The sequence below is a fragment of the Curtobacterium sp. PhB190 genome, from assembly GCF_004365385.1.
Classification (GTDB): domain Bacteria; phylum Actinomycetota; class Actinomycetes; order Actinomycetales; family Microbacteriaceae; genus Curtobacterium.
The window spans coordinates 183,788-198,050 of record NZ_SODN01000008.1 but is presented as its reverse complement, the minus strand read 5'-3'; the positions used below and the strand labels follow the sequence as shown (position 1 = coordinate 198,050).

8 protein-coding genes are annotated in these 14,263 nt (G+C 69.0%); 1 reads left to right on the top strand and 7 read right to left on the bottom strand.

Going from position 1 to position 14,263, the window contains the following annotated elements; genetic code table 11:
* Window positions 1–16: 16 nt before the first annotated feature.
* From EDF47_RS14840 to dnaK, 4 genes are all read right to left on the bottom strand, one after another.
* Window positions 17–427, bottom strand: a complete 411-nt coding sequence (locus EDF47_RS14840; protein WP_123293837.1) for a MerR family transcriptional regulator — start codon at window positions 425–427, stop codon at window positions 17–19.
* Window positions 428–551: 124 nt separating this feature from the next.
* Entirely contained in the window at window positions 552–1,562 is a 1,011-nt protein-coding gene (locus EDF47_RS14835) for a DnaJ C-terminal domain-containing protein (protein ID WP_123293531.1), read from the bottom strand.
* A gap of 23 nt (window positions 1,563–1,585) precedes the next feature.
* Window positions 1,586–2,245: a nucleotide exchange factor GrpE gene (locus EDF47_RS14830; RefSeq protein WP_123672067.1), complete on the bottom strand. Its 660-nt coding sequence runs from the start codon at window positions 2,243–2,245 to the stop codon at window positions 1,586–1,588.
* Window positions 2,246–2,247: 2 nt separating this feature from the next.
* Entirely contained in the window at window positions 2,248–4,113 is a 1,866-nt protein-coding gene (gene dnaK, locus EDF47_RS14825; RefSeq protein ID WP_133937481.1) for a molecular chaperone DnaK, read from the bottom strand.
* A 263-nt stretch (window positions 4,114–4,376) separates the two neighbouring features.
* On the opposite strand from dnaK, the gene EDF47_RS14820 reads away from it, so the two are divergent.
* Window positions 4,377–11,090, top strand: a complete 6,714-nt coding sequence (locus EDF47_RS14820) for an Ig-like domain-containing protein (RefSeq protein WP_166673242.1) — start codon at window positions 4,377–4,379, stop codon at window positions 11,088–11,090.
* Window positions 11,091–11,364: 274 nt separating this feature from the next.
* On the opposite strand, the gene EDF47_RS14815 is transcribed toward EDF47_RS14820, so the two are convergent.
* Genes EDF47_RS14815 through EDF47_RS14805 form a run of 3 tightly spaced genes read right to left on the bottom strand, consistent with a single transcriptional unit; the run spans window position 11,365 to window position 14,234 of the window.
* The gene (locus tag EDF47_RS14815) at window positions 11,365–12,240 is read right to left on the bottom strand and encodes a glycosyltransferase (protein WP_133937485.1); all 876 of its coding nucleotides are present in this window, start codon (window positions 12,238–12,240) and stop codon (window positions 11,365–11,367) included.
* 15 nt (window positions 12,241–12,255) lie between these two features.
* Window positions 12,256–13,752 carry a lipopolysaccharide biosynthesis protein gene (locus EDF47_RS14810; RefSeq protein WP_133937487.1) on the bottom strand — a complete coding sequence of 499 codons (1,497 nt, stop codon included), beginning with the start codon at window positions 13,750–13,752 and terminating at the stop codon, window positions 12,256–12,258.
* A gap of 29 nt (window positions 13,753–13,781) precedes the next feature.
* Window positions 13,782–14,234 (bottom strand): DUF3060 domain-containing protein, encoded by a 453-nt coding sequence (locus EDF47_RS14805; protein WP_133937489.1) that lies wholly within the window; start codon window positions 14,232–14,234, stop codon window positions 13,782–13,784.
* Between the last annotated feature and the right edge of the window lie 29 nt (window positions 14,235–14,263).

Genomic DNA, 14,263 nt, shown 5'->3' with positions numbered 1-14,263 from the left:
GTCGATTCGGGAAGGGTCAGCGCGGCCCGCGGTACAGCACGATCTGCGTGTTCCGCTGCGGCCGCGCACCGGCCCGCAGCGACACCGCGGCACCCGTCGTCGTCGCCGCGAACACGCGCGCGCCGGGCCGGTTGATGAGCTGGTCGGCCAACGCGGTCTCGAGCTCACGCACCCGGTCGCGCAGGTCCTTGTTCTCGTTCTCCAGGTCGAGCACGCGCCGGATCCCCTCCAGCGACACCCCCTCGGAGCCGAGGCGCGCGATCTCGCGCAGCTGCGCGACGTCGCGCATCGAGTAGCGGCGGGAACCGCCGCGGGTACGGCCCGGCACGACCAGGCCGAGCCGGTCGTACTGCCGCAGCGTCTGCGGGTGCATCTCCGACAGCTCCGCGGCGACCGCGATCGCGAAGACGGGCGAGTTCTCGTCCATGTCGGTCATGGCGTGTTCCTTCCGTCGTTCGCGTGGGGTGAAAACCAGCCTGGAGGCGCGGTGCGGCTTCCTGACGGAGCCGCGCCGTTCCTCCAGGCCGGTCTACTGCTGTGGTTGCGTGACGCTAGTCGCGCGCCTTGGCGAGGATGTCCTCGCGCGGGTTCTCGTCGGGCAGGGTCGCCGCGAGTGCCTCGACGGCCTCGCGCTGCTTGTCCGACAGGTGCGACGGCACCGCGACCTGGACGGTCGCCAGCAGGTCGCCCGTGCCGTTCTTCGTCGCGACGCCACGGCCCTTGACGCGCAGGACGCGACCCGACGGCGTGCCGGGAGCGACCTTCAGCTTGACGGGCGAACCGCCGAGCGTCGGGACCTCGATCGTCGCGCCGAGGGCTGCCTCGACGAACGTCACGGGGACGTCCACGCGGAGGTTCAGCCCGTCGCGCTCGAAGACCGGGTGCTTGCGGACCGAGACAGCGACCACCAGATCACCGGCCTCGCCGCCGTCGGGCGAGGGTTCGCCACGGCCGCGGAGCCGGATCTTCTGGCCGTCTGCGACCCCCGCGGGGATGCGGACGTTCACCGGTCGACCGTTGCCCTGCGACAGCTTGACGGTGTCGCCGGCGATCGCGGTGGTGAAGTCGAGCGTCGTCGACGCCGTGACGTCGCGACCCTTCGTCGGTCCGCCGAAGCCGCGGTAGCCGCCGGAGGTCTGGCCGAAGCCACCACCGCCGCCGAACATCCCGCCGAGGATGTCCTCGAAGCCGCCCGCACCGCCCGGGCCGCCCTGGCCGAAGCGGACGCGCTGTCCGCCCCCGCCCTGCTGCTGCCCGAACATCCCGCCGAAGACGTCCTCGAAGCCGCCGCCCTGGCCCCCGCCGCCCGCCGTGAAGCGGGCGCCGGAGCCCATGGCGCGGACCTGGTCGTACTCCTGGCGCTGCTCCTTGTCGGAGAGCACCGAGTAGGCCTCGCTGATCTCCTTGAAGCGGTTCTCCGCCGCGGCGTCACCCGGGTTGGAGTCCGGGTGGAACTGCCGCGCGAGCTTCCGGTAGGTCTTCTTCAGCTCGGCCTCCGACGCGTCCTTCGACACTCCGAGGACCTTGTAGAAGTCCTTGTCGAACCAGTCCTGACTGGCCACTGGTACCTACCTTCCGTTCCGGCTCAGGCCGGGACCGCCACCGCGACCTTGGCCGCACGCAGGACGCGCTCGCCGAGCTTGTAGCCCGGCTCGACGACGTCCGCCACGGTCTGGCCGGTGGCACCCGGGGTCGGGAGCTGGACGATCGCCTCGTGGATGTTCGGGTCGAAGGCTTCACCCTTCTCGCCGATCTGCACGAGCTTGAACTTGTCGAAGCCCCCGCGGATCTTCTGGCCGATGACCTGCATCGGACCCTCGGCGAGGTCACCGTGGGCCTCGGCCCGGGTGAGGTCGTCGAGCGCCGGCAGCAGGGCCCGCACCACCTCGGCGATGGCGACCTCGCGGTTCGCCTCACGGTCACGCTCGACGCGCTTCCGGAAGTTCACCAGCTCGGCCTGCGCACGGAGCATGTCCGCACGCATCTCGGCGACGAGGTCGCGGTCCGTGTCGGACAGCTTGTCCTCTTGGATACCGCGGGCTGCGTCGTCGAGCAGGGCCTGGTCCTCCGGGGAGAGGTCGTTCGCCGCGTCCGTTGCCGGGCCGCCGGCGGCGGGGCCGTCGGTCGGTACTTCGACGTCGGGCCCCTCCGCCTCGATGAGGTCCTCGGGCTCGGCCGCGTTCGTGGCGTCGCCCTCGACCTGAGGGTCTTCCTCGTTCGGCACGTTGTCCTTGGGATCCGTCATCGTTACTTCTTGTCCTTGTCGTCCTCGTCGTCCACGACCTCGGCGTCGACGATGTCCTCGTCGTCCGCCGGCTGCTCACCCGCGGGCTGCTCGCCACCGGCTGCACCGGCTGCTGCATCCTGCTGGCTGTAGATGGCCTGGCCGAGCTTGCCCTGCGACTCGTTGAGCTTGTCGAAGGCCGTCTTCACGGCGTCCTCGTCCTCGCCCGCGAGCGCCGACTTGAGCGCGTCGACGTCGGCCTGCACCTCGGACTTGACGTCCTCGGGGAGCTTGTCGTCGTTCTCCTTGATGAGCTTCTCGATCGAGTAGACGAGCTGCTCGGCCTGGTTGCGACGCTCGTTGGCCTCACGACGGGCCTTGTCCTCGGCCGCGTGCTCCTCGGCTTCGCGGACCATGCGCTCGATGTCCTCCTTCGGCAGCGACGAGCCGCCGGAGATGACCATCGACTGCTCCTTGCCGGTGCCCTTGTCCTTGGCGGACACGTGCACGATGCCGTTGGCGTCGATGTCGAAGGTGACCTCGACCTGCGGGACGCCACGGGGAGCCGGCGCGATGCCGGTGAGCTCGAACGTGCCGAGCGGCTTGTTGTCGCGGGTGAACTCGCGCTCGCCCTGGAAGACCTGGATCGCGACCGACGGCTGGTTGTCGTCAGCGGTCGTGAAGGTCTCGCTCCGCTTGGTCGGGATCGCGGTGTTGCGGTCGATGAGCTTCGTCATCAGGCCGCCCTTGGTCTCGATGCCGAGCGACAGCGGCGTGACGTCGATGAGCAGGACGTCCTTGCGCTCGCCCTTCAGCACACCGGCCTGCAGTGCGGCGCCGACGGCGACGACCTCGTCCGGGTTGACGCCCTGGTTCGGGGACTTGCCACCGGTGAGCTGCTTGACGACCTCGGCCACGGCGGGCATGCGGGTCGAGCCACCGACGAGCACCACGTGCGCGATGTCGTTGACCGAGACACCGGCTTCCTTGATCACGTCGTTGAACGGCTTCTTGGTGCGGTCGAGCAGGTCGGAGGTCATCTGCTCGAACTGTGCGCGCGAGATGGTCTCGTCGAGGTTGAGCGGGCCCTCGGCCGTGAGCGTCAGGTACGGCAGCTGGATGTTCGCCGACATCTGCGACGACAGTTCCTTCTTGGCCTGCTCAGCGGCTTCCTTCAGGCGCTGCTTGGCGATCTTGTCCGTGGACAGGTCGACGCCGTGCTCGTCCTTGAACTTCTTGATCAGGTAATCGACGATGCGCTGGTCCCAGTCGTCGCCACCGAGGCGGTTGTCACCGGAGGTCGCGCGGACCTGGATCGTCGAGAAGTCGTCGTCCTTGCCCACCTCGAGCAGGGAGACGTCGAACGTGCCGCCACCGAGGTCGAAGACCAGGATGAGCTCGTCTTCCTTGCCCTTGTCGAGGCCGTAGGCCAGAGCGGCCGCGGTCGGCTCGTTGATGATGCGGAGGACGTTGAGGCCGGCGATCTCACCGGCGTCCTTCGTGGCCTGGCGCTCGGCGTCGTTGAAGTACGCCGGCACGGTGATGACCGCGTCGGTGACGTCTTCACCGAGGTACTGCTCGGCGTCGCGCTTGAGCTTGCCGAGGGTGCGGGCCGAGATCTCCTGCGGCGTGTACTTCTTGCCGTCGATCTCGGTGGTCCAGTCGGTGCCGACGTGACGCTTGACCGACGCGATGGTGCGGTCGACGTTCGTCACGGCCTGGCGCTTGGCGGTCTCGCCGACCAGGACCTCGCCGTCCTTGGTGAAGGCGACGATCGACGGCGTGGTGCGGAGGCCCTCGGTGTTCGCGATGACGGTGGGCTCGCCACCCTCGAGAACGCTGACGACCGAGTTGGTGGTTCCGAGGTCGATGCCTACTGCACGTCCCATGTGTGGTGCTCCTTCTTGCTCGAGGTAAGTCGTTGGACTTGCGTCCGATGGACTCAACTCTACTCAGGACCCGGCTCGCGTCAACTCAGGGCGGCCGAAGTTGCGTCGATCCCACTCAACTCCCAGCCAACAGCGCGCCATGCAATGTTTCGCATGTCATATTCCATGTGATATTCTGGGCTTGCAGGCTGGCCGAGAGGTCCTGGACTGCGATCCCCCACCGTGCCGCGGATTTACGGCGGCCCTCCCCGAAAGAACGTCACATGTCTCGAAAGAAGAGGGCAACGGCCCTCAAGTCCTTCGGCGCGGCAGGTCTCGCCGCAGCCACGCTCGTCTCCGGCTTGTCCTTCGGTCCGGCCGCCTCCGCCGCTTCCGCGGCCCCGTCCCCCACCGCATCGGGTGATCGCCTGACCGGCAAGATCGTCTTCAAATACCCTTTCAACGAGCAGTACGCCGCTGTTGATAAGAACTTCGGCTCCAAGTGGTATTCGACGTACGAAGCGGCACTGCAGAACGCCGCTCCAGGATGGGAGATCCCCGCCAAGGGATCAACAGGCATCATCAAGAACAGCGACGGTCGCTGCGTACAGAATCCTGGCTGGGACTTCGGCGGACGGCTGTTCTTCATGGGAGCCTGCGACTCGGTTCAAGCTCAGAGTGGCACTTACTACTCCACCGGTCAGCTGGCGATGGCCCCGTGGGCGATGTGGCACAACGGTTCAGGCTTGTCGACTGGCAACCAGTCGAGCCTTGAACTTGCGAGCGGCAAGGACATGCGCCCCGCGCAGTCCCCACTCGTTGCGAAGGTCGACTCCGTGGACAACGTCGCGAAGACTGCCGTCGTCTCCGGCACCGCCACCCCCGGCGCCGCGATCACTGTCAGCGGCACCTCGTTCGCGACCACCGCGGACGGCACCGGCAAGTGGTCCCTCACCGTCCGCGACCTCCCCGTCGGTGCGAACGGCCGCACCATCATCCAGAAGGTGAACGGCACCGAGGTCGACCGCGTCAACGTCACGATCACCATCGGCGCGCCCTCGACGACGCTCGGGACGTACAACCTCACCGGGAAACCCAACACCGGCGACGCCTTCGCCAACGGCACCCAGGGCACTGTCTCCTGGAACGCACGAGCCAAGACCGGCGAGACCGGCGTCGACATGGAGAGCGGAACCTCGTACTCCTGGCTGTTCACCATGCCCCGCGGCTACGAGGTCTACGACCTCCCCGCCGGGACGAACAACGGCGTGTGGAAGGACGAGTGGATCACCGGAACCAACTCGAACGGCCTCCAGACGCTGACCTACAAGGCCACCAACGTCTCCGCGGTCACGCAGAAGAACGTCGCCAAGGGCGTCGCCACCCGCACCTTCAAGATCCGTGCGACCACGCAGCCGACAGCCGACGCCACCCTGTCCGCCGTGTTCACGGCACCTCCGGGATACACCTCCACCACGCCCCAGGCCTCCACCATCCTCAAGGCCGGCGTCGGGAACAGCGTCGTGGTCCCGGAGACGACTCCCCCGGTCGCACTCAACCGCGGCGCGACGACGACCGTCCCGGTCACCGTCAAGACCACCGGCGCACGCTCGGGCGTCAACGCCACGATCGTCCTCTCTGCGCCCGCCGGCACTACCTTCGCCAACGCCGACACGCGTGCCGTGCAGTACAAGACGCCGGACGGCAACTGGACTGACTCGTCGTACCTCGGGATGCGCAACGGTGTCCGCTCCGACAGCAACACGAAGCTCACATACGCCGTCAACGGCTCCGGCTTCGATGTCCCCGCCGGCACGCTCATGCGGTTCAACACCCTGGTGTCCACGCCCGCCCAGGCCGCTGGCGGCAACAGCACCGTCGGCTACGTGTTCGCTGGCACGAGCACCCAGGGTGCCTTCAGCGCGACGGGGTCGACGGTCACCACGCTCACCGCTGCCGCCACGAGCCCGATCACGGCGAAGGTCGATTCCGTCGACAACGCCGCGAAGACCGCCGTCGTCTCCGGCACCGCCACCCCCGGCGCCGCGATCACCGTCAGCGGCACCTCGTTCGCGACCACCGCAGACGGCACCGGCAAGTGGTCCCTCACCGTCCGCGACCTCCCCGTCGGTGCGAACCCCCGCACCATCATCCAGAAGGTCGGCGGCGTCGAGATCGACCGCACCAGCGTCACGATCACCATCGTCGAGAACGGTCCCATCATCGGCGTGCCCCAGCCGAACGTGCCCCTCAGCCGCACCACGCCCACCAACGTGCCGTTCGTGGTCGAGAACCAGGCGACCCGCACCGGCATGGAGGGGATCGTCACGGTTGCCGCTCCAGCCGGCACCACCTTCGCGCCCGGCCAGACCACGGTCACCGGACAGTGGCGCAACGGCTCCAGCGGCGCGTGGGCGAACTCCGAGGTTCTCAACCTCAAGAACGGCCGCCTGTTCGACAACAACCGCCAGATGGAGTTCAACTTCGGCAAGACCGGCGGCTCGCAGAGCGCCGGCCAGCAGTTCCGCTGGAACCTCAAGGTCGACGCCTCGAACGCCACGACGACCTCGAGCCAGATGAACTACCTGTTCATGGGCACCAGCTCCATCGGCAGCTACCGCGTCAACGGCTCGACCCCGACGACCCTCGAAGAAGCTCCGGCGAACCCGGCACCGCTCATCGTCCAGACCCCGACCAACGGGTCCACCGTCACCACCAAGCGCCCGGTGTTCTCCGGCACCGGCGACGAAGGCGCCAAGATCGACATCCGGACCAACGCCGGCCAGATCATCGCCACCGCAACCGTCAAGGACGGCAAGTGGTCTGCCCCCTCGGACATCGACCTCACGAACGCCGCCTACGACCTCACCGTCACCCAGACGCCCGTCCGCGGCGACACCTCGAACGCACGCGTCAACTTCACCGTCGAGGCGGCTCCGGAGTCGACCACCCTCGGCATCCACAACCTGGGTGCGGCACCGGACTCGGGCGAGGTGTTCACGAAGGACACGACCGGCAAGGTGCGGTGGAATCCGCAGGTATCGGCGAATCCCACCGGCATCGACATCGAGAACGGCAAGTCCTACTCGTGGACGTTCACCCTGCCGGTCGGCTACGAAGCCGTCAACCTTCCCGATCCGTCGACCTGGTACGGGTGGCACGTGGAGTGGTTGAAGGGCACCACCTCCGACGGCCAGCAAACCGTCACCTACAAGAACACGAACGTCTCCGGCGAGACGATGAAGAACGAAACCACCGACATGGGCGAGCGCTCGTTCAGCATCCGTGCCACCGAAAAGCCGACCGCGGACAGCACCCTCACCGCCTCGTTCACGCCGCCACCGTCGTACACTTCCTCGTCTCCCAAGGGATCGGCGACGCTGAAGGCTGCCGCCGCGCTGACCGCCACGGTCGGGACCGTCGACAACGTCGCGAAGACCGCCGTCGTCTCCGGCACCGCCACCCCCGGCGCCGCGATCACCGTCAGCGGCACCTCGTTCGCGACCACCGCAGACGGCACCGGCAAGTGGTCCCTCACCGTCCGCGACCTCCCCGTCGGTGCGAACCCCCGCACCATCATCCAGAAGGTCGGCGGCGTCGAGATCGACCGCACCAGCGTCACGATCACCATCGTCGAGAACGGTCCCATCATCGGCGTGCCCCAGCCGAACGTGCCCCTCAGCCGCACCACGCCCACCAACGTGCCGTTCGTGGTCGAGAACCAGGCGACCCGCACCGGCATGGAGGGGATCGTCACGGTTGCCGCTCCAGCCGGCACCACCTTCGCGCCCGGCCAGACCACGGTCACCGGACAGTGGCGCAACGGCTCCAGCGGCGCGTGGGCGAACTCCGAGGTTCTCAACCTCAAGAACGGCCGCCTGTTCGACAACAACCGCCAGATGGAGTTCAACTTCGGCAAGACCGGCGGCTCGCAGAGCGCCGGCCAGCAGTTCCGCTGGAACCTCAAGGTCGACGCCTCGAACGCCACGACGACCTCGAGCCAGATGAACTACCTGTTCATGGGCACCAGCTCCATCGGCAGCTACCGCGTCAACGGCTCGACCCCGACGACCCTCGAAGAAGCTCCGGCGAACCCGGCACCGCTCATCGTCCAGACCCCGACCAACGGGTCCACCGTCACCACCAAGCGCCCGGTGTTCTCCGGCACCGGCGACGAAGGCGCCAAGATCGACATCCGGACCAACGCCGGCCAGATCATCGCCACCGCAACCGTCAAGGACGGCAAGTGGTCTGCCCCCTCGGACATCGACCTCACGAACGCCGCCTACGACCTCACCGTCACCCAGACGCCCGTCCGCGGCGACACCTCGAACGCACGCGTCAACTTCACCGTCGAGGCGGCTCCGGAGTCGACCACCCTCGGGACGTACAACCTCACCGGGAAGCCCAACACCGGCGACGCCTTCGCCAACGGCACCCAGGGCACTGTCTCCTGGAACGCACGAGCCAAGACCGGCGAGACCGGCGTCGACATGGAGAGCGGAACCTCGTACTCCTGGCTGTTCACCATGCCCCGCGGCTACGAGGTCTACGACCTCCCCGCCGGGACGAACAACGGCGTGTGGAAGGACGAGTGGATCACCGGAACCAACTCGAACGGCCTCCAGACGCTGACCTACAAGGCCACCAACGTCTCCGCGGTCACGCAGAAGAACGTCGCCAAGGGCGTCGCCACCCGCACCTTCAAGATCCGTGCGACCACGCAGCCGACAGCCGACGCCACCCTGTTCACCGTGTTCACGGCACCTCCGGGATACACCTCCACCACGCCCGTCGCGATCACGACGCTCAAGGCAGCCGAGATCCCGGCCGACCCAGCACCGCTCGTCGTCCAGACTCCGGCCAACGGCTCGGTCGTGGACACCAAGCGTCCGACGTTCTCCGGTACCGGTGACGAAGGCGCGACCATCGAGGTCAAGGGCAACTCCGGCCGTGTCGTCGCCTCGGCGACGGTCAAGGACGGCAAGTGGTCCGCTCCGGCGGACTTCGACCTCGGCGAGGGCTTCTACGACCTCGGCGTGACCCAGACCCCACTCACGGGCTCCGCCGAGACGAAGCGCGTGAACTTCACGATCCGCACCGAGGCCCCGGCGAACCCGGCCCCGCTCGTCGTCCAGACCCCGGCGAACGGCTCCACGGTCGACCAGAAGCGTCCGGTGTTCTCCGGTACGGGTGACAAGGGCGCACGTGTCGAGGTCAAGGGCACGTCCGGCCGCGTCGTGGCCGCTGCAGTGGTCGATGACAACGGCAACTGGTCCGCCCCGGCGACGTTCGACCTCGGCAACGGTGTCTACGACCTCACCGCGACGCAGACCCCGGTCCGTGGCAACGCCGACTCGAAGCCCGTCTCGTTCACGATCAACGCCTCGGAGTTCTCCACGGCGCTGACCGCCACGGGCGCCTTCGACCAGGACGTCACCAAGCCCGCGACGATCTCGGGCGCGGCGACCACCGGCGCGACCGTCGTCGTCAAGGACAGCCTCGGCAACGAGATCGGCCGCCTCGTCGCAAGCGACGGCCGCTACACGATCCCGGTCCCGGCGAACCGCGCACAGTTCGGCGTGAACGAGTTCAGCGTCACCCAGACGCTGAACGGCAAGACCTCCGCAGCCGTGAACGTCTCGCTCGACTACGGCACGCCGACGCCGATCAACATCACCTCGCCGGCGAACGGCGCGACCGTCAACAAGGAGGGCCTGACCTTCACCGGCACCGGTCAGACCGGCGCGAAGGTCACCGTCCGTGGCACCGTGAACGCGATCGCCAGCGGCGACGTCGTGAACGGCGAGTGGACCGCCAAGGTCGACTTCCCGCTGACGAGCAACCTCTACAACTTGTGGGCGGTGCAGACCACCAAGGGCGGTCTGACCACCCAGCAGGCGATCACCGTGACGGTCACGGACGAGCAGGCGGTCACCCCGCTCACCGCGACGGCGGCGTTCAACACCACCGACGAGAACCTGCCGGCGACGATCTCCGGCGCGGCCCAGATGGACGCCACGGTCACCGTGAAGGCTGCTGACGGCTCGATCGTCGGTACCGCGAAGGCGACCGGCGGTCGGTACACGATCACGATCCCGCCGGCCAAGGCGAAGTTCGGTGTCAACACGTTCACGGTCACCCAGACCGTCAACGGCGCCGTGTCCGCCCCGTTGAACCGCTCGCTCGACTACGGCAACCCCGTCGCCCCGGTGATCTCCACCCCGGCGAACGGCGCCACCGTGACGAACGGCCAGATCCGCTTCACGGGCACCGGCGCCACCGGCGCCAAGCTCGACATGCGCGGCAAGACCTCGTCGATCGGTGACACGAAGGTCGCCAACGGTGCCTGGACGGTCGATGTCTCCCGGCAGCTCACCCCCAACCTCTACGAGCTGCACGCGCTCCAGACGAGCAAGGGCGGGCTGACGAAGCAGGCCGAGATCACCGTCACGGTGCAGGACAAGCAGGTCACGGAGCTCACCGCGGCCGGCTCGTTCCAGGCCGACGTCGAGAAGCAGGCCACGATCAGCGGCAACGCTCAGACCGGCGCGACCGTCGTGGTCCGCGAGGGCAGCACCGTCATCGGCACCACCACCGGCGCCGACGGCAAGTACTCGCTCTCGATCCCGGCCACCGTCGCGGGCGTCCGCACCTTCACCGTCACCCAGACGGTCGACGGTGAGGTCTCCCCCGCCAAGACGGCGACGCTCGACTACGGCACGGCGACCCAGGTCGTCGTGAACACCCCGGCCGAGGGCGCACAGGTCCCCGGAACCGGCATCACGTTCACCGGTACCGGCCAGGCTGGCTCGAAGGTCGTCCTCGGCGGCACCACGAGCCGACTCGGCGAGGCCACGGTCAACTCCGAAGGCGAGTGGTCCATCACGATCAGCCGCACGCTGACCCCGCAGGTCTACGTGCTCTACACGAAGCAGATCACGAAGGGCAACCTGATCGGCGACGCGGTGGTCACGACCATCAACGTCACCCAGTAACACCCCAGCAGGACCCGACGGCCCGACCCCACCCAGGGGTCGGGCCGTTCGGCGTCCCCGGCACCTGCGCAACGCGCAACGCCAGCGGCACCGGCACCGGCACCGGCACCGGCACGACAACCCAGCAACCGCAACCGCACCGGCCCACCACCCACCGCCGACCGCCGACCGCCCTGCCACAGCCCACAGCCCACAGCTCACGTTCACCAACGACGAAGGCCGCCGCCCGTCGTGACGACGGGCGGCGGCCTGGCCGCTCAGCGGCGGACTGCGATCAGAAGGCGGCGATGCGGTGCCGCACGGAGCCTGCGAACCGGCCACAGGTAGCGCCGACGCGCGAGGCGGCGGTGATCCGGGCCTCCTGGCCGGTGCCGGCGAGCAGAACGGCTTTGACCGTCGATGCGAGCTCACGGACCCCGTCGACCGCGCGCCACCGTGCACCGGCGGCGCGGTGTGCCCGCAGGAGGCGCGCATCGTCGACGCCGTAGCGGTACGCCTGGCGGAACGCACCGCGGGCCGCGCTGCGCAAGCGGTACTGGACGACCGCCTGCGGGACGAAGACGATGGGCGAACCAGCCGCAGCCACCCGCCAGCAGAAGTCGATGTCCTCGCCGCAGTGCAAGGACTCGTCGAAGCCGTCGACGGCCTCGAGCAGCGCGCGGGTCACGCCGAGCGCACAGCTCGGCGTGTAGGGCAGGTGCCGGAACTTGACGGGCAGCTCCGTCGTCGACGCGGTCACCCGGGCCGCGAGCGCGGGTGCGTTGAGCAGGTCGTACGCCAGTCGGCCGCCGCCGATGCCGTCTTGCTGCACGGCCACAGCCATCGCCGAGATCCATCCGGGTTCGAGCACGTCGTCCGCGTCGCAGAACAGCACGATGTCGTGTCGTGCGGCGCGCCAGCCGACGTTGCGAGCGTGGCTCGGCCCACGGACGTCCGTCGCGTCGACGACGCGCACGGCCCAGCCGGATGGCCACTCCGTGGCGTCGACGAACGGGCGCAGGACGCTGGGCCTGACGCCGTTGGCAGCGAGGACGACTTCGACGTCGCCCTCGTGCTGTTGCACGGCGATCGCCCCGAGCTGCGCGCTCAGGGCGGTGTCGGGTCGACCGACCGGGACGACGACGGAGACGGGCACGGCGGAGACGGGCACGGCGGACTCGCTCTCTCAGGGTGTGGTTGCGGTGGTGCGCCCGAACTGGGCGGGCACGACGTGGCGCGCCATCGCGATGACGTCGCGGCGGATGCCCGGCAGCACGACGGCAAGGGCGAGCACGACGAGCGCAGAAGCGCCGCCGACCGTGATCGCGAGCCAGGGGCCGAGGTCGAGCAGCCGGGTCAGGAGCGTGACACCACCCACCGCCACGGCCACGATGCCGGGGCGGACGATCGGCGCGACGAGGTCACGGAGCCCGAGCCCTGGGCGTCGACCAGCGACCACGAAGCCGGGGACGACGAGGACGAGCGAGCTGACGGAGAACGCCCACGCCATCCCGGTGACGCCCCACGGCAGGCCGACGAAGAACGAGGCGAGGACGAGTGGACGGCTGACGAGCGCCCAGATGGTCTGACGAGCGCCCTGGCCGGTCGCGACGAACACCCAGACGGTGACGTAGCCGAGAGTCTGCGCGATGCCAGCGAGCACCAGCACGCGGAAGATCGGTACCGAGCCCGCCCACGCGGGGCCGAACAGCACGGTGACGACGGCGTCGGCGAGCACTGCCAGCACCGCGAAGGTCGGCCACAGCACGTACCCGGTCAGGGCTGTGAGGTGCCGGTAGTAGCGCCGGAAGCGCTCGCGGTCGTCGGCGACCTTGGCGAGCACGGGGACCGCGACGCGCTGGAGCGGCCCGTTGACCTGCTCCAGCGGGATCGTGAGCAGCTGCCCGGCCTGTGCGTACAAGCCGGCGGCGAGCGGGCCGAACGACGCCCCGACGATCACCTTGTCGAGGTTGCGGGCCGCGAAGTTGAGGACCTGGACCGCGGTGACGTTCGCTGCGAAGCCGAGTTCCGGCCGGACGGCGGACCACCGCGCGGGGCGGGTCGGGCGCCAGGGACACACGGCGATCGAACCGATGCCGAGCACGAGCGAGAAGAGGAGCGCCTGGGCGACGAGCGCCGACGAGCCCGCACCGGCGATCGCGAGCACGAGCGCCAGGGCGGCGCCGGAGACCATCGACGCGACCTCGAGCAGGGCGAGGGCACGGAAGCGGAGGTTGCGGGCGAGCAGCGCCGTGGGGACCGCGCTGGCCCCGGCCACCACGAAGGGAACCGCGAGCAGCATCACGGACCTGCCGGACGCTGGGAAGCCGAGGACGACCGCGAGTGCCGGCGCCGACAGGGCCAGCGCAGCGCCGACAGCGAGTCCGGCTGCGGCGCTGAGGAGGTGGAGCGAGGAGGCGACGCCGGCGGACAGGCGCGGCGCACGGATGACGAGGGCTCCGATGCCACCGATGCGGAGGAGCTCGGCGAGACCGCTGAGCAGGAGCACGACGACCGCGAACCCGTACTCGGCGGGGCCGAGGATCCTGGCGATCACCACGACGGTGACGAGCTGCACGAGGAACCGGGTCGCGGTGCCGGCGGCGGTGACGATGCCGCCACGGGCTGCCGCGGTCGCGAGCGGAGCGGAGGACTGCCAGTCCGGCAGGGTCGCGCGGGTCATGGCAGTCCTCCGTTCGGGTCGGGTCGGACTCAGCGGGTGACGAACAGGTTCTCGGCGCCCTTGTCCGTGACCTTCGGCTTGCCGTCCGTGGTGACCCGGTTGCCGTTGCCGCTGACCGTGACCTTGCCGATCTCCTTGGCGTCGACGTCGTTGATGGTGCCGCTCATGACGAGCGCGTCGACCTTGCCGAGGTGGACGACCGCGTTGCTCGCGGTGATCTCGACCGAGGCGCAGTCGCCCACGGTGACGTCCTTGTTGCTCTGGTCGATGACGACCTTGCCGTCGGCGCACTCCGCCGTCGCCTTCTGGATGTCGGCCGGCGGCGTCGAGAAGCGGTCGTCTGCCTCGGCGCTCGAGCTGGCCGTCGGCTTCTTGGTGGGCTCGTCGCCGCCGGTGCCGGAGCACGCCGTGACGACGGTGAGGATCCCGATCGCAGCCAGGGTCGTGGCGGCGATGCGGGCGGTGCGGGAGGTGTGACGCATGTCGGGTTCCGTTCTGGGATCGCGGCGAG